Source organism: Bartonella sp. CB10SXKL (assembly GCF_042195515.1).
GTDB lineage: Bacteria > Pseudomonadota > Alphaproteobacteria > Rhizobiales > Rhizobiaceae > Bartonella.
Genome location: NZ_JBHION010000006.1, coordinates 91,011 through 108,187, shown reverse-complemented (window position 1 = coordinate 108,187; position 17,177 = coordinate 91,011). Strand labels below are relative to the sequence as shown.

Annotated in this window: 12 protein-coding genes; 7 read left to right on the top strand and 5 right to left on the bottom strand. The window is 37.3% G+C overall.

Annotated features, from left to right (window positions below; translation table 11 throughout):
- Positions 1 to 458: 458 nt before the first annotated feature.
- Positions 459 to 1,835, bottom strand: a complete 1,377-nt coding sequence (gene mgtE, locus ACFIK3_RS04810) for a magnesium transporter (protein ID WP_375622953.1) — start codon at positions 1,833 to 1,835, stop codon at positions 459 to 461.
- 553 nt (positions 1,836 to 2,388) lie between these two features.
- On the opposite strand from mgtE, the gene ACFIK3_RS04805 reads away from it, so the two are divergent.
- On the top strand, positions 2,389 to 4,413 hold the full coding sequence (locus ACFIK3_RS04805; protein WP_375676329.1) for a M3 family metallopeptidase: 2,025 nt from the start codon (positions 2,389 to 2,391) through the stop codon (positions 4,411 to 4,413).
- A gap of 162 nt (positions 4,414 to 4,575) precedes the next feature.
- Here the strand turns inward: ACFIK3_RS04805 and ACFIK3_RS04800 are convergent, their stop codons facing one another.
- Positions 4,576 to 5,652 carry an SGNH family hydrolase gene (locus ACFIK3_RS04800; protein WP_375676328.1) on the bottom strand — a complete coding sequence of 359 codons (1,077 nt, stop codon included), beginning with the start codon at positions 5,650 to 5,652 and terminating at the stop codon, positions 4,576 to 4,578.
- Positions 5,653 to 5,666: 14 nt separating this feature from the next.
- On the bottom strand, positions 5,667 to 6,920 hold the full coding sequence (locus tag ACFIK3_RS04795) for a lytic murein transglycosylase (RefSeq protein ID WP_375671260.1): 1,254 nt from the start codon (positions 6,918 to 6,920) through the stop codon (positions 5,667 to 5,669).
- 266 nt (positions 6,921 to 7,186) lie between these two features.
- Here ACFIK3_RS04795 and ACFIK3_RS04790 point away from each other — a divergent pair, with 266 nt between their 5' ends.
- Together ACFIK3_RS04790 and ACFIK3_RS04785 are read left to right on the top strand one after the other, a co-directional pair.
- The gene (locus ACFIK3_RS04790) at positions 7,187 to 8,077 is read left to right on the top strand and encodes a UTP--glucose-1-phosphate uridylyltransferase (protein WP_375621170.1); all 891 of its coding nucleotides are present in this window, start codon (positions 7,187 to 7,189) and stop codon (positions 8,075 to 8,077) included.
- A 39-nt stretch (positions 8,078 to 8,116) separates the two neighbouring features.
- Positions 8,117 to 9,109, top strand: coding sequence for an SIS domain-containing protein (locus tag ACFIK3_RS04785; RefSeq protein ID WP_273790622.1), 993 nt, complete (start codon positions 8,117 to 8,119; stop codon positions 9,107 to 9,109).
- Positions 9,110 to 9,384: 275 nt separating this feature from the next.
- Here ACFIK3_RS04785 and ACFIK3_RS04780 read toward each other — a convergent pair whose 3' ends face one another.
- Positions 9,385 to 9,744: a hypothetical protein gene (locus ACFIK3_RS04780; RefSeq protein ID WP_375631095.1), complete on the bottom strand. Its 360-nt coding sequence runs from the start codon at positions 9,742 to 9,744 to the stop codon at positions 9,385 to 9,387.
- Between the two features lie 252 nt (positions 9,745 to 9,996).
- On the opposite strand from ACFIK3_RS04780, the gene ACFIK3_RS04775 reads away from it, so the two are divergent.
- The 3 genes from ACFIK3_RS04775 (at position 9,997) to guaB (ending at position 15,007) form a co-directional block, all read left to right on the top strand.
- Positions 9,997 to 11,382, top strand: a complete 1,386-nt coding sequence (locus tag ACFIK3_RS04775; protein ID WP_375631094.1) for a sigma-54-dependent transcriptional regulator — start codon at positions 9,997 to 9,999, stop codon at positions 11,380 to 11,382.
- 403 nt (positions 11,383 to 11,785) lie between these two features.
- Positions 11,786 to 13,357 (top strand): phospholipase D family protein, encoded by a 1,572-nt coding sequence (locus tag ACFIK3_RS04770; protein ID WP_375676327.1) that lies wholly within the window; start codon positions 11,786 to 11,788, stop codon positions 13,355 to 13,357.
- Between the two features lie 150 nt (positions 13,358 to 13,507).
- A complete protein-coding gene (guaB, locus tag ACFIK3_RS04765) occupies positions 13,508 to 15,007 on the top strand; it encodes an IMP dehydrogenase (protein WP_273790618.1) in 1,500 nt (499 codons plus the stop codon).
- Between the two features lie 179 nt (positions 15,008 to 15,186).
- Here the strand turns inward: guaB and ACFIK3_RS04760 are convergent, their stop codons facing one another.
- Positions 15,187 to 15,333, bottom strand: a complete 147-nt coding sequence (locus tag ACFIK3_RS04760; RefSeq protein WP_375631092.1) for a hypothetical protein — start codon at positions 15,331 to 15,333, stop codon at positions 15,187 to 15,189.
- Positions 15,334 to 15,787: 454 nt separating this feature from the next.
- Between ACFIK3_RS04760 and ACFIK3_RS04755 the strand changes: the two genes are divergently transcribed.
- Positions 15,788 to 17,074, top strand: a complete 1,287-nt coding sequence (locus ACFIK3_RS04755) for an RsmB/NOP family class I SAM-dependent RNA methyltransferase (protein WP_273790617.1) — start codon at positions 15,788 to 15,790, stop codon at positions 17,072 to 17,074.
- Positions 17,075 to 17,177 lie beyond the last annotated feature (103 nt).

The window sequence follows — 17,177 nt, the reverse complement described above, 5'->3', positions numbered from 1 at the left end:
CATGTACTTAAGAGAGATTGCTTAACGTATACTACATCCATTCCATGATAGGCTCATAAATGATATAATATACGCGAATAGTATACTATTAACGCCTTTGTGAAAAAATATAAAACTGTTGAGCATTATCATTATCATTCTTTCTCAGCTGTCAATATTGCGCCAGTTTTTGCTACGAGAAAGAAGATATAAGAAGTATTTTATTTTTTCTTGAATAGTTTTTAGCCATACACCGATCTCGTTTGTGACTGGCAAGAAGATGACTTTAATCGATTTAATATGAGAAGCTTTATGATGAGGTAAATTTACGTTATTCGGAGCTGTTATTCAAAAAAAATAATAAATTATCTATGGAGCGGTGCGCTAGAAAATAAATAATAAAGCTTATTCTCTTATGGAAAGAATCTTAGGTTACATGACAAGATCTTTCCATAAGTAAGAGTTTTTACTTTACATGTTTAAAGAAGAGTTCCTGACAAAATGAGGGAAGCTACAGAAAAATAGATTATAATGCCCATGACATCTACTAAAGTTGCCACAAAAGGAGCAGAAGCACTTGCTGGATCAAATTTTAAACCTTTAAGAATAAAAGGCAACATAGATCCAGAAAGAGAACCAAAGGTAACGATTCCAACTAAAGCTGTACCCACTGTTGTCGAAATAGCAATCCAATGTTGTCCATAGTCGTAGATACCCAGTTTTTGCCAAAGAGCAATGCGCGTAACACCAATAATTCCTAGTAAGAGACCAAGGGATAGTCCTGTTGGAATTTCACGAATGATCACTTTCCACCAGTCTTTCAACGTGAGTTCACGTAAAGCCAATGCACGGATAATAAGGGATGTAGCTTGTGAGCCGGAATTTCCTCCTGAGCTCATAATGAGAGGTATGAACAGTGTAAGAATAATCGCTTTTTCGAGTTCTGTTTCGAAATGTTGCATAGCGCTTGCTGTCAGCATTTCACCGATAAAGAGTAAAGCGAGCCATCCGCCACGTTTTTTCATCATTTCAGGAAACTTAATTTGCATATAGGGCTTATTAAGCGCTTCCATACCCCCAAATTTATAGGCATCTTCATTCATCTCATCGACCATAGTATCAAGCACGTCATCAACGGTTACAATGCCAATGACATGGTTACTTTCATCAACTACAGGCACAGAGAGAAGATCATGGCGCTGGAAAAGGCGTGCGATATCTTCATGATGTGTGAAGGGCGATATTGTAATGGGCGAGTCATGGGTAGGGACATTAAGAATTAGTTCATCAGGTGAGGCAAGAATAAGGTTACGCAGGGAAACAGCTTTGAGAAGAGTACCTGTTTTAGGGTCAATTACATAGCTGGTATAAACTGTTTCACGTGTTCGCTCGACCTCACGGATGTGATCCAAAGTTTTTTGTATGGTCCAGTTTGAAGGAACGGCTATAAATTCTGTTGTCATCAGTGCCCCTGCTGTATGGTCAGGATAACTGGTGAGTTTTTTAAGTTCAGCGCGCGTTAAGGGGTTAAGCAAGGCATAAAGTCGTGTGCGGGTTTCTTTATCCATTTCTTGAAAGACGTCTGCAGCAGCATCGGCAGACATGCCATCAAGAATTTCAACAGCACGATTTATAGGGAGAAGTTCTAGGATGGCAGCAGGTTGCTCAAGCTCTGGTTTATCAAAAAGTTCGATAACATAATCAAGAGGCAGAAGACTAAGAATAGTTACACGTTCCATGATATCGAGGTCATTTATGATATCAATAGAGTCTGCAAAATGCTGGTTCTTTAACTTTTCAGCAAGAGCTTCAGGAGAAAAATTTTTGAAGTCGAAGGCCGTTTTGATTTCAGTCATGATAAAGTACCTCCTGAAGAGTTGGAGAGTTATAAATCTAGATAATAGATGAGATAAAAACAAAAGTTTATGGAAGATTTTAAAAAAAACTCCCCAGCTATATTCCCAATTGTTAATATTTGAAGTAAAGTCAAGGGTGAATTATAAGTTATAAACAAGTTTCTGAATCACTAAAACGAGAATACAGCTTAATTTGAGGATAATATAAAAGCGTAAATGTAAAAATCAGTTCTGATTTTTACCATCATTTCTTTAATGCAGTTTTGTGATTTTCAAAAGAATCTACAGCAATATTTTGTAAAGAGTGGAGATTATGCCTTTCTCCAAGTGTTTTTGTTAATATGCAATTCTATTGTGATGTGTGAGCGAATAATCTTTATTGCTTCAATATAATATGGTTTAAAATGAAAGAACTTTGCGATTTTCAGGTTTTTTATTCAATAGCGTTTTGAAAGGTAGTTTTGAAACTCACGAGATAGTTTTAGTATGTTATCAATTTGTGTCGTAAAGATAATTGTTACAGTTTAAATTTATAATGGAGACATAAAGTATTATGGCAAAAGAAGCAGTGCTGGAGTGGAAGGGATTTTCATGTCTTCCTGATTTTTCTTCTATAAGTGATGAAGATTTTAAACCCGCTTTTGAACAGGCTCTTCAAGAAGCCGAAGAAGAACTAGAGGCGATTGCGATGGTGCAAGAACCACCAACGCTTGAGAATTTTTTACAGCCTTTTGAGCTTTGCGGCAAAGCGCTTGATCGTGTCTGTTCAATATTTTTCTTACGCACCAGTGCTCATACGAATGTATTAATTCAACAGCTAGAGCAAGAGTTCGTTGTAAAACTTTCTCGTTATTCTTCAAAAATGATGATGGATGCGCGGATATTTGCGAAAATAGATATGCTTTATAAACAGTCGCAGCTGGGCACATTTGAGAGTGAAACAACACGTGTTCTTGAATTATGGTGGAAAAAGTTTGTTTGTCATGGGGCAAAACTCGATGAAAAAGCTAAGAAACGGCTTTTGGAAATTAATGAAAGACTTGCTTTTTTAAATGCTACTTTTGGACAAAATGTCTTAAATGATGAAGCTGAATGGATTCTATTTTTAAAACAAACAGACTTATCTGGTTTACCGCAAGATCTCATTGCTTCAATGAAGGAAATTGCGTGTGAAAGAGGCAATGAAGAAGCGTATGCATTAACACTAGCACGTTCGATTGTTGAACCTTTTTTAAAATTCTCTGATCGTCGTGATTTGCGTGAGGTTGCATTCCAAGCTTGGGCTAAACGTGGTGAAAATAATAACAAGAATGATAATAAAACAATTATTGTAGAGATTGTTGCGCTTCGAGATGAGCAGGCTAAATTATTGGGATATAAATCTTTCGCAGATTTGAAGCTCGATAATACTATGGCTAAAAGTGTTGATTCCGTTATGGATTTGCTTATGCCTGTATGGGAGCGCGCAAGAGCGAAAGCTTCTACTGAGCAAATTGACTTACAAAATTTTGCCAACAATCAGGGCTGCAATGAATCTTTAGCTGCTTGGGATTGGCGTTATTATGCTGAAAAACTTCGTACTGAAAAACTTTCTTTCGATAGCGCGGAGATTAAATATTATTTTCAGCTTGATCGTATGATTAAAGCGGCTTTTAGGGTAGCAGAAAAACTCTTTGGCATTACATTTGAAGAAAAAAACGCTGTTACACTTTGGCATCCTGATGCACGTTTGTGGGAAGTAAAAAAGTCTGATGGAAGTCTACTTGGGCATTTTATTGGTGATTATTTTGCGCGTTCTTCAAAACGCTCCGGTGCGTGGATGAGTAGTTTGCAATCACAACATAAATTGGATGGCGGACAAAAGCCTATTATCTACAATGTTTGTAATTTTGCTAAACCGCCCAAAGGAGAAGTTGCTCTTTTATCATTTGATGATGCACGTACGCTTTTCCACGAATTTGGACATGCATTGCATGGTTTGCTTTCTGATGTCACATGGCCATCTGTGTCGGGAACATCTGTTGCACGTGATTTTGTTGAGCTACCTTCTCAACTTTACGAACATTGGTTAACCGTGCCAGAGATATTAAAATCTTATGCTATACATACAAAAACAGGCCATCCTATGCCACAAGAGTTGATAGATAAAGTTTTAGTAGCACAGACATTTAATGCAGGATTTTCTGCCGTTGAATTTATCTCATCAGCTTTAGTGGATATGGCTTTTCATCAAGGCGAAACAGTCACTGATCCAACAGTGTTTGAACGCCAAGAATTAGAAAAGCTGCAAATGCCTGACACAATTATTATGCGTCATCGTCCCCCACATTTTATGCATGTGTTTGCAGGGGATGGTTATGCATCTGGTTACTATTCTTATATGTGGTCGGAAGTTCTTGATGCAGATGCTTTTCAGGCTTTTGAAGAAACGGGAGATGTTTTTAATTCAGAGCTCGCTGATCTTTTAAAGCGTTGTATTTACTCCGCTGGAGGAAGTCGTGATCCAGAGGAGCTTTATAAAGCTTTTCGGGGACGGATGCCTTTACCAGAGGCAATGATTAACAAACGTGGACTATAAGATATAACGGTATGGTTAACACCATGCCGTTTTCATATTATTCGAAAGGTGCAGTTGCGAGTTATGCAAATTTCCTCTTCATTATAGCTCTGTAAACAGAGTTTTTTATCTTATTCGCTTTTTGTTTATAGAGGAAAACAGATTTTGTATTTTAAATAGACATTATGGGAAAGAAAAATCATCAGCTCGATCTTTTTGATGCCCATTTGGTGGAAACCATGATTTTTTTATAAAACTTGACTTTCTTTTGCCTAAAAGGTGAGTGTTTTGTTGTGCCATATCATCGAGGCTCATTGGAAGCTGACGCATAATTTTACTCCGCTCTTGATTCTCTGATTCTTGTATAAGTTTTTGAATAGCTTGATCGGTTGAGTAAGGATTTCCATGAGAAAAGGCATAAAAATTTAAAATATTTTTCAATGGCTTTTCTAAATAAGAGGCAAGTTTTTTCTTTCCTTCAGGGGTGAAATGCATGCCATTATTGGTGCGTAATTTGGTTATTTTCCCATTAATATCATAGTCTGAAAAAGAAAAAATTCCTTCTTCATCACTAAAGCCGCTCCAGATATCGAGAAAATACCCTCCTGCTGTTTCTGTTTCTTGTTGATAGAGCGCATTAAAAATTTTTATTTTTTGTGTCAAAAGATCATTTCCAAAAGAAGGCTGACCTATCCATATCCATGGTTTTCCAGAGGCATGAAGACTTTCAGCAATTTCGATAATTCTTTGTTTGTAGATGCGCATCCATTCTGACTGATCTGTGTTAATCATGTTATGAGAGTCTGTGATGGGTTGATTATCATTTGCACCGATCATCATGATAATAACATCGGGATTATTTTGATCAATGAGTTTAGAAATATTGCCTTGCCAAGAATAATAATCCGTTCGAACTAAGCCGGAAGCTGGTATTGTGTTGTTCATGATAACGATATCGCTATTATTTATAAAAGACTTCTTAAGTGCATCGGCAACAGCAGAAGCTGCAAAATCCCCTATGACAAGAACGCGCTTTGCATTCTCATTTTTTAGCTTTTGTATGTTTTTTTGTGTTATGATCTTTTTTTGCGGCTTGTCTATTTTTTGTTCTATAATTTGCGGTGGCTGCTGTGTCTGTTTGTTTTGTTGTGACAACCATTTGAAGAAGTTCGTTGCTTTACTTGGGGATGGCTGTAAGATCCCCACAATAGAAAGTGAAAACAACAATAATGTCAAGTATATCAGGCGAAAAGAAGACAAAAATTTAGTCTCCCTTATTGTTTGCGAAGGAGAAAAAGCACTTGAGATGATGGATATCCATTTGCTTTTAGACCGTGACGCAGTTGAAAAGCTTTAATTGCTTTGCGAGAAGCTGTTCCGATTTTTCCATCAACATTCCCTTTATAATAGCCCAGTGCACTTAAGCGAGATTGTAGTTCTTTACATTCCTGGAAAGTAAGAGGTTGAAAAGGTCTTTGCCAATCATTTACCAATCCAGGATGTCCAGCAATGCGATCAGCAAGAAGGCCAACAGCAAACGCATAACGATCTGCATTATTATAATGTTTCAGAACAAAGAAATTTTTTGTGACTAAAAATATAGGTCCTTTTGCTCCATCTGGATATTTTAATATTGCTTGTTCAGCTGATGTAGGAAGAGGGTGCCCATTTGCGTGTTTTACACCTAATTTTTTCCATTGTTCAAAGGAATACCAGCCTTCAGGAAGGTTTTTCCCCTGCGGCACTTTTACCTCTACTCCCCAAATAAGATTAGGTTGCCAGCCATTTTTGTGGAGAAGGTTAGCAGCAGTAGCCAGAGCATCTGGAACAGAGTTCCAGATATCACGCCGTCCATCTTGGTCCATATCAACTGCATAGGCGAGATAACTGCTTGGAATAAATTGTGTATGCCCCAATGCACCGGCCCAAGATCCAGTGAGTTGAGAGCGTTTAATTTCGCCACTTTGTAGAATTTTCATAGCAGCAATCAGCTGTGTATATGCATATTTTGCACGTTTTTTATCAGCATAGGCTAAAGTTGCAAGAGAGCGAATGGTATCACGCATTACACTTTTATTGGCTAAAACCTTCCCATAGTTGCTTTCCATTGACCAAATAGCAAGCAGAATATTGCGATCAACACCAAAACGTTTTTCAATTTGAAGAAGCCATTTGTTCCATTTTTGAGTTTGGCGCCGTCCTTCCTCAATTGCAATATCATGGACACGATTATCGAAATAGTTCCATGAAGGAGCAACAAATTCCGGTTGGTATGCGGCACTTTTTAGAACTTCTGGATCAATGGCATTAACACCTTTAAACGCCATATGAAACGTAGAAGGGGTAATATTGTGAGCAATAGCTATTTTTTTAAATTCTTTAATCCAGTGTTTAAATCCGCTATCAGCATATGAAAGGGATATAAAAAACATAAAAAAAGCAGAAAAAATAACGGCAGAGACAGTGAAAAGAGTTCTCCAAGTTATTGACTTCTCTAAAAAGAGAGTCTTCAATTCTGTTTTTTGCATTTTGAAATCCCCATTAATATTCAATTCATTAGATGTGCAATAACTTTATTTTGTATTTAGTTTAATCGATAATATGATCAAGAAGAGGAAAAAACTGAAATAAATAATTCGTTTTAATCCTTTCAATAAATTCTCAGACTCTTTTTACATTTTTAATTGCCCATTATAATGATAATCAAAACAATAAGATATCTTTTTTACCATTTCGTAAAAACATATGATAAATAAAACAAAAAAGTTATATGAATTCATTGAGGAGGGTGAGTGTGCGTAAAATCCGGAAAGCAGTATTCCCAGTAGCAGGTCTTGGTACGCGTTTCCTTCCTGCGACAAAAACGATTCCTAAAGAAATGCTAACAGTTGTTGATAAACCTGTTATTCAATATGTTGTGGATGAGGCGAGGGAAGCTGGTATTGAGCATTTTATTTTTGTGACTGGACGTAACAAAGCAGTCATTGAGGATTATTTTGATGCGCAAGTTGAATTATACACGACACTTGCTGAATGTGGAAAGAAAGAAGATCTTGCACACTTATACCGTTTACAGCCATTACCAGGGTCAACTTCTTTCACTCGGCAACAGCAACCTTTGGGATTAGGGCATGCTCTTTGGTGTGCGCGTGAATTAGTTGCAGGGGAACCTTTTGCTTTATTATTACCCGATATGTTGATACAGGCGAAAAAGGGCTGTCTTTCTGAAATGATGAGCCTTTATGAAAAGGTGGGTGGGGGAAATATTATAGCAGTTCAGGAATGCGATCCTAGAGAAACACATAAATATGGTATTGTTGGGAAAGGCAAACAGATTGCAAATGGTTTTGAAATCACAAAAATGGTAGAGAAACCAGCACAAGGAACGGCACCATCAAATTTGTACATCAATGGACGTTATATTTTGCAGCCAGAAATTTTTAATATTCTTTCTACTCAAGAACGGGGAACAGGAAATGAAATTCAATTAACAGATGCTATGATACGGCTTTCAAATGAGCAAGATTTTTGGGGTTTGCAAGTAAAAGGGCGCACTTTTGATTGCGGTTCTAAAGCTGGTTTTATTGAAGCCAACGTTGCATTTTCTTTGGCACGCGCTGATATGCACAGCCACGTTTCTGCCTCATTGAAAAATTTACTGGAAACCATTAATGTTGAAAAATAATATAGATCTCTCACTTAATTTTATTGATCGAATTTGATTATGATAATACCGTCTCCTCATATGGCTTTGCAGGGTGCTGTTGTATCAGCGCTTAAAACACTTGCCAGTGAAAAGCAGGGGCTTGAAGCCCTTGAAAAAGCTCTTCTGGAAAGTCTTTCTTCTTCTTTTGAAGCGGCTGTTCAAACTATTAGAAATGCTCGTGGACATGTGGTTATTACTGGTCTTGGAAAAAGTGGTCATATAGGGACAAAAATTGCAGCAACCTTAGCCTCAACTGGAACACCTGCCTTTTTTGTTCACGCTGCAGAAGCCAATCATGGTGATCTTGGTATGATTGGATCTGATGATGTTATTCTTGCTTTATCATGGTCTGGTGAAACTCAAGAGTTAAGTGGTATTATGAGTTATGCGGCGCGTTTTCGTATTCCCCTTATTGCGATGACATCAAGTAAGCACTCTGTGTTAGGACGACAAGCTGATATTGTGCTATTATTACCAAAGATAGAAGAGGCTTGCCCCCATGGTTTAGCCCCTACAACTTCAACAATTATGCAATTGGCAATGGGAGATGCATTAGCGGTTTCTCTTTTAGAAATGCGTGGTTTTACCGCAACGGATTTCAAAATATATCATCCTGGTGGTTCTCTTGGTGCAAGCCTTAAATACGTGTGTGATATTATGCATGAGGGTGATAATATTCCTTTGGTAATGCAGGGAACATCTATGACTGAAGCGATGAATGTTTTGGTGGAAAAACATTTTGGTTGTGTTGGTGTTGTGAATCAAGAAGGTGAACTAATCGGAATTGTAACTGATGGCGACCTTGCACGTAACATTCATTTTAATTTATCAAAATTTAATGTTGACGAGGTGATGACCAAAGCTCCTAAAGTTGTAAAGCCAAATACACTTGTTGGTGCAGCAACAGCTTTTATTAATGATCATCAGATTGGTGCATTTTTCGTGGTTGAAGATAAAAAACCGATAGGAATTGTCCATTTTCATGATCTTTTGCGCATTGGCGCTGCTTAGATTAAGCTTCCTTATCAAATAAAATGTTATTTTAGGTTGAAATAGATTGCAGGATACAAAGTTACAATTTTATTGTGAGGTGGCTTTACTGATATTTTGTGGAAGAAAATGATTATTTTACGCATTTCATAATGTTTAGAAAATTCTCAGGGTAAAGATTATACCAGCCTCTTTGCGTATTTTAGAGAGGATTTTCTATCAGGAGGAGAACGGATCGCCTCCTGCTTAATGTGTGTGCTCCCTCTGTTCTTAAGAGAGGTTTCCCTTGTACTTTGTTAAGATTTCCGCTTAAGGAAAAACTGTGCTCCTGTATGTGAGGTGCAGAGAAGTTGTGTGGCGTCATATGACATTGTACAATTGACTCTAGAAATTGTTCCACGGAGAATAGAGCGTATTTCAATTTCTATATTTTGGGCATTGAGATAATTATATGCCCCTTCTGATAGTTTTTCTTCTGTATCTGCTGCACGCGTTTCAAAAACACCATTGTGGAAAGAAGAAATAATACCATTCTCATCAACCCATTTCCCATCAATTCCAGTTGGCATATTTGAATTATAATATTGCGAAAATTTACAGGCACTTAACAGCAAGGCGGTGATTGTAAGACATAAAATATGAAAGGTATGTTTCATTTATTGCACTCTATTTAGATTATTTTCTCTCGAGTTTCTATAACATTATTAAATTACCCCATGAGTCAATATGAAAAATTTAATGAAAATCAATGAAAAAGCAAAAAAATGGAAAAAAATGCCTTAATGTTGTATTTAATTGATAGCTTGATGAAGTTTGTAAGTGAAACACAAGAGGTGAAATATTTCTTATGGTTTACAACAATTTTGATATTAAGCTGCTGAGTAGTCTCAAAGGAGATTATTGACATTATGGTTGGTCCCATTCTTGTTGCGAGTGAAGATTATGGAAGACGTATAGAACTTTCTGCTATGCTGAGAGGTTTTGGTTATCGTGTCATTGAAGCAGAAAATGGTCTCCGTACGATTGATCTTTTACACAGGCGTAAAAACATTGTGCTTGCACTCCTTGATGTCGTTATGAGTGATTTGAGTGTGAGCGATTTGATTAAAATGATTAGAGTTGCTGGTGTTTCTGTTCCTATTGTCGTTATAGCACAACAAGAGAATCAGCATTTACTCCAGAAAGCTTTAACAGCTGGAGCTATTGATTATTGGATCCATCCAGTAACATTATTACGCGTAAGAGTTACTTTGGATATTCTTGCTCTTATTTCTGCCTTGGAGCATGAGGTTCGAGATATTCGGCGAAAAAAAGAGAATCATTTACGGTTTTCTGATCTTTGCGTAAAAAGTAGAGCTATGCAGATAGTGTTAGAACAATCGAGACAAGCAGCAACTTCTTTACAGAATCTTTTGATAGAGGGGGAAGCTGGAACAGGACGTGAGACATTAGCTCGGATTATTCATCATGAGGGATTATTTTCGGAGGGTGTTTTTGTTCGCTTTCAATGTTCAGCCATCGTTGATCCAGAAGAAGAAAATCAGCAGTGGTTTAAAGAATTCCTACCATTGGTTTCTTCTCTTGAAAAAGGGACACTTTGCCTTTGTGATATTGATCGACTTGAGCCCATACAGCAAAAACGGTTTGCTCATTACCTTAAAGAGAGGGAAAGGGATACAAAAGGAGGATTTTTCCCTTTTCGGATCATTGCTATTTCAACATCGCGTTTAAAGGACTTGGTTAATGAGAACTTTTTTTTGCATAGTTTGTTTGAACAATTTTCTCACTTGTCTATTAGCGTCCCTGCTTTACGAGAATTAAGGGATGATTTTCCAGAGATTACACAACGTTTGATTGATCGCATTATCACAGAAACAGGGCGATCACATGTCCATGGTTTAGCAGGCTCTGCTCTTTCCTTGCTTATGCAGTATGATTGGCCTGGCAATAGAAATGAGCTTGAAACCTTTTTATTTCGTGCGATTTTACTCAGTGAAGGACCGTTATTAACTGTTCGAGATTTTCCGCAATTAATGGGAAATTCATTAATGAATGTTCCCAATATCATTGAGGGTAATATACAAGAAGATAATGAACAAGAATCGATAAAATTTTTGAATACTGATGGGCATGTGCGTACTTTTGCAGAGATGGAACATGATATTATAGAGAAAGCGATTAAACATTATAAAGGACATATGAGTGAGATTGCGCGCCGCCTTCATATTGGTCGCTCTACACTTTATAGAAAAATGGAAGAATTGAGAGCAATAAGAAATCAAGAACGAAAGTAAAATTCATAACAAATTTCTCTTCATGACAAGCATGAGTTTCAAAAAAATAGAGTGGATTTTGATAAAGTTCGTGGGGGAAGCTTAAGAAAACAATTATTTATTGTAAAATTTATCTATAGAGGATGATTTTGTAGATTTAAATCAAATATAAATTTTATGTGATTATTTTAATCGTTTGTTTCAATTTATACAATTTTAGTTAAGTTTACATTTATTAAAACAGAGAAGCATTTTTAAAAACTTTTAAATACTACCGCTAAAATTTTTGTATCATCAATATTAAATTTATACTCTCTTAAGCAAGAAGTGGCATTTTATCTGCTATACGATTAAGATAAAGTGATTAGTGTTATCGTTTGCATTACTGATGATGTGATAGTTTAAAATAGAAAGTTTATCCTCTTTGACTCTTTTACAAATTGTTATTGGTTTTGTCCTCTTTTTTTTTATTGCATCTATGTTGGCAATCTACACCTATGGACGTTTTGTGAAAAATGCTAGGGGGCAATGTTCTTATGCGTTACCTATTCAGAAAGATGAAACTAAGCTTGATCGTATCGTCAGTCAATTAGCTGAGGAAGAAAGTGGATTGGGGATTGATAAAGATGCCCTTTCCCTCATTATCAGCAATTTGGATGCGTTTTGTGTTCGTGCAATAGGAGCTGCAGAGGCTGGGCGTAGCCTTGATCTGATGTATTATATTTGGGACGATGATTTAACGGGGCGCCTATTATTAAGTGAAATAGTTGAGGCAGCAGATCGGGGTGTTCGGGTACGGCTTCTTTTGGATGATATTAATGCTCAGGCACGTGATCCAGCTTATATTGCGCTAGATAAACATCCTCATATTGAGGTGAGAATGTTTAATCCAGGGCGATCTCGTAAAGGTGGTTTACGCCGTGGTTTAGAAATTATATTACGGGCAATTACCGTAACACGTAGAATGCATAATAAAGCTTTTATTGTTGATGGCAGGGTCGCTTTTGTAGGAGGACGTAATCTTGCAGATTCTTATTTTGATGCTGGTAAAGAATCTCATTTTCGAGATTTAGATTTGATGTTAATCGGTCCCTCTGTTAAAAAGGTAGAAAGTATCTTTGATGATTTTTGGAATAGTGCTGTTGTTTTACCAATTCATACTTTGGTTGTTCCTAAAAGCGCAAGTGATCTTAGCTATTGGAAAGATAAATTACGAAAGTTTCGTGATTCCAAGGTTGCAAAAGTTTATTTAGATTATGTCAAAGAGCACATTAACTTTAATTGTTTTATCCAAACAGGAAAGCGGTTATTTTTAGCAGACAAAGTTGTTGTTCTTTCTGATCCTCCAGAAAAAGCATTGCGTAAAAAAGCAAGCAATTGGCTTATGAAGGCACTTTCAAAGGTTATTGGAAATGCCCAAAAAACGGTTCAGATTACGTCACCTTATTTTGTTCCTGGTAAGGTTGGCACGCAGAATTTTAGTAATTTGGTTTCAAAGGGTGTTGATGTCAAAATTCTGACAAATTCTTTAGCAGCTACTGATGTAGCATTAGTGCATGGTGGTTATGTACCGTATCGTAAGGCATTGTTGAAAAGTGGTGTTAATCTTTATGAATTAAAAGCGGAAGGCAATACTCATGGGTTACGATTGTTTCGATCGAGTAAGGCAAGTTTACATGCCAAAGCTTTTTTAATTGATCGTAAAACAGCTTTTATTGGATCTTTAAATTTTGATCCAAGATCAGCATCATTAAATACAGAAATGGGCATTCTTTTTGAATGTGCTCCCATTACAGCAAGATTAGATTTGTTGTTTTCTGAAGAAACCACAGGGGAAATGAGCTATCATCTGCGTCTTGGTGATAATAATCGTATTTATTGGGATTTTATTGAAAATGAAAAAAAATATAGCATTGACTATGATCCAGAAAGCAATTTTTGGCGTCGCGCATTTGCAAAAATAATAAGTTGGTTACCTATTGAATCACAATTGTAAATTTTTATAAACCACACTTAAAAAAATATTTTATTTTTCTTTTCATTTTGTTTGTAGCATGGCATAATTTTTTGCCAATCTACCATGTATGAGAACCGCAGTTGTATTTTAAAGCTCCTTGCGGTGTTTTATTATAAAAGGAATTTTGCTATGGCAAAGATTGTTGAAACGGGGACAGGTGCATTGGCACTGACTTTTGATGATGTACTTTTACAACCCGGTCATTCTCTTGTTATGCCTAGTCAAGTGGATCTCAGTACGCGCATTGCAGCGGATATTAAGCTCAATTTGCCATTGCTTTCTGCGGCAATGGATACGGTAACAGAATCGCGTTTGGCTATTGCGATGGCTCAAGCTGGTGGTCTTGGGGTTATTCATCGTAATATGTCTCCTGCAGAGCAGGCAGAAGAGGTCCGCCAAGTAAAAAAGTTTGAATCTGGTATGGTTGTTAATCCAGTCACCATTGGACCAGATGCAACACTTGAAGAAGCAAAATCTTTGATGCGCTCTCATGGTATTTCCGGTATTCCGGTTGTTGAAAATGGTGCTAAAGGTGAAACTGCTGGACGGCTTGTTGGCATTTTGACAAATAGGGATGTGCGTTTTGCATCGGATCCCAAACAAAAAATTTATGAATTAATGACGCATGAAAATTTAATCACAGTGCGTGAAAATGTTCAACTCAATGAAGCAAAGTATCTTTTACACCATCATCGTATTGAAAAATTATTAGTTGTGGATGAACAGAATCGTTGTGTCGGACTGATAACAGTTAAGGATATTGAAAAAGCAAAATTAAATCCAAACGCTGCCAAAGATTCGCAAGGTCGCTTGCGTGTTGCAGCTGCAAGTAGTGTAGGGGACGATGGGTTTGAGCGGGCTGAACGATTAATTGATGCAGGTGTTGATATTCTAGTGATTGATACTGCACATGGACATTCTCAGCGTGTATTAGACACAGTTGAGCGTATTAAAAAAATGACGTTTTCTCCAGCCATTATTGCTGGTAATGTCGCAACTCCGCAAGCAACACAGGCTTTGATTGACAGTGGTGCGGATGCTATAAAAGTTGGTATTGGTCCTGGTTCTATTTGCACAACGCGAATTGTTGCAGGTGTTGGTGTTCCTCAGCTTGCAGCCATTATGAGTGCGGCAGAAATTGCTGATAAGGTCGGTATTCCCGTTATTGCTGATGGGGGGATAAAAGCTTCGGGTGATTTTGCTAAAGCCTTAGCAGGTGGGGCTTGTGCTGCTATGATTGGCTCTCTTTTAGCGGGTACAGAAGAAAGCCCTGGTGAAGTTTATCTATATCAAGGACGATCCTTTAAAGCTTATCGCGGCATGGGATCTGTTGGTGCTATGGCACGAGGATCGGCAGATCGCTATTTTCAAGATGATGTTCGTGATGAACTTAAGTTGGTTCCTGAGGGTGTAGAGGGGCAGGTGGCTTATAAAGGTCCTATAGCATCAGTTCTACATCAGCTTGCTGGTGGACTTCGTGCTTCGATGGGGTATGTTGGAGCAAAAGATCTTGTAGAGTTTCGTGAAAAAGCAACGTTTGTACGTATTACGAATGCGGGACTCCATGAAAGTCATACGCATGATGTTTCTATCACACGAGAGAGTCCAAATTATCGTGGGCCAGTTTAAAGATACAAGATCCTAATGTCATATTGCATAAATATAAAATCTTCCGAGAATAAGAAAGAGAGACTGCGCTTTTTTCTGTTTGTAATTTGGTGTAATAATCCCAAAAAGGAAAGAATTAGAGGTCAAAACTCTAATTCTTTCTGTTAAGACTATATGAAATAAGTTATATAAAATTAGAATTAACTTTTTGTTGTCTTCCGTCCAGTCTTTGACGCACGTTGGCGAGTGTTTGTCTGATCACTTTGGATGGATTTCTTTCCGTTGTTTGAGGGCATTGTATTATGACGGCTTTTAGACGAAGTTGTTTTTCCATTATTATAAGTCATTATTTTCTCCTTTTAAATTGTCTGGCAGTTGCCATTAGAGTAAAAACGGTCATGCCAAATAGTGGTTCCAAGCATTTTCTAAAAAGTTAATTTTTTGTTGAACGTAAGATGAAATTGTTTAATTTTATGAGAAGACTTTTTCTATTTTTTCAGCAGGATAGCCGTACAAAGATGGGAGATATTTGATTTTTTCGTAATGCATGGCGGAAATAAGTTCTTTATGGATGGCTACGTATCTTTTAGCATAAGAGGTAGAAGGATAAAAAGCGAATGGGCAGAAGATGAAAGGAAAAATCTAGATACTCTAAATTTGATTTTATAAAAAAGTATGATCAGATCATTTTAATATTGAATGTAAATTTTTTATGGCTTTGAGAAGGTTCCATTGGCAAGAAGGCGATAATATTATTTTTTTAGATGATTTAAAATTTTATTATTTTAATGGGAGAAATGAATGCGATTAGGTGGGCGTTTGCAAGCAGCAATAGATGTTCTCAAAGAGATAGAAATGAAGCATCGCCCAGTAGGAGCAGCTTTAAAGGATTGGGGGCTTTCTCATCGCTTTGCTGGAGCAGGTGATCGCGCAGCTATTGGTACAATCGTTTATGATGTTTTAAGACGACGTTATTCTTTACAATGGCGTATGGAGAGTGATGATATCCGAGATATCGTTTTTGGTGCCTTATTAGATTATGGAAAAATGACGCTGGAGCAAATTGACGGTGAGTTGGCAGAAGATCGGTTTGCACCACAGTTATTAGGGGCTAAGCAGCGTAAATCGTGGCAAGGTCAGCAATTAGTGGATGCTCCAGACTATATTCGTGGTGATATTCCACAATGGTGTCAAGCGCATCTGCGTCCTTTATTTGGTGATAATTGGATCACTGAAGCGGCTGCGTTAGCAACGCGTCCTTCTTTAGACCTACGGGTAAATAACCTAAAGGCAACACCAGAAAAGGTGCTGAAAGAATTAGCAAAAACCAAACTTAAATCTTTTCCATGGTTTGGGCAAGCTTTAAGAATTGCACCGATTGAAAAGTTTAATCGTCATCCCAATGTTCAAGTGGAACAAGCTTTTCAAAAAGGACACTTTGAAATACAGGATTTAGGATCTCAAATTGTTGCTCACCTTGTGGACGCGCAAGAGAGCATGCAGGTATTAGATTATTGTGCAGGTGCTGGGGGCAAAACATTAGCTTTAGCTTCCGATATGAACAATCGTGGACAAATTTATGCTTATGATTCCGATAAAGCGCGCTTAGCTCCTATTTTTGATCGTCTTCGACGCGCTGGTGTTCGTAATGTACAAACACGAGCACAAAAAGAAGAATTGAAGCCATTAATAGGCCAGATGGATAGAGTTCTACTAGATGCACCATGTAGTGGGACAGGAATATGGCGTCGTCGTCCAGATGCGAAATGGCGTTTAACATTAGAACAGGTGAAACAACGCCAAACAGAACAGAGGGCTATTTTGAATGAAGCGATAGCTTATCTTAAGCCAAATGGGCGCCTAATCTATATTACCTGTTCTCTTTTTACAGATGAAAATGAGGAACAAATTTCCCATTTCCTTCAACAACATTCTCATTTTTCTCCAATAGATATGCCAGCGCTTTGGCAGAAACATTTTAGTTTTTCTCCTGTGCAACCAGTTTTTTCAAATTATGGACTTACTTTGTCGCCAGCCACAACACAAACAGATGGGTTCTTTTTATCTGTGTTGCAAAAAAAACATTGATCCATATTTTTGCACTTTTTATCATAAACTTTACGAGAATAATCTTTTTCTTAAGAAAACAGGCTTGTGAAAAGAGAAAGATTAAATCATAACTCTCATGAGT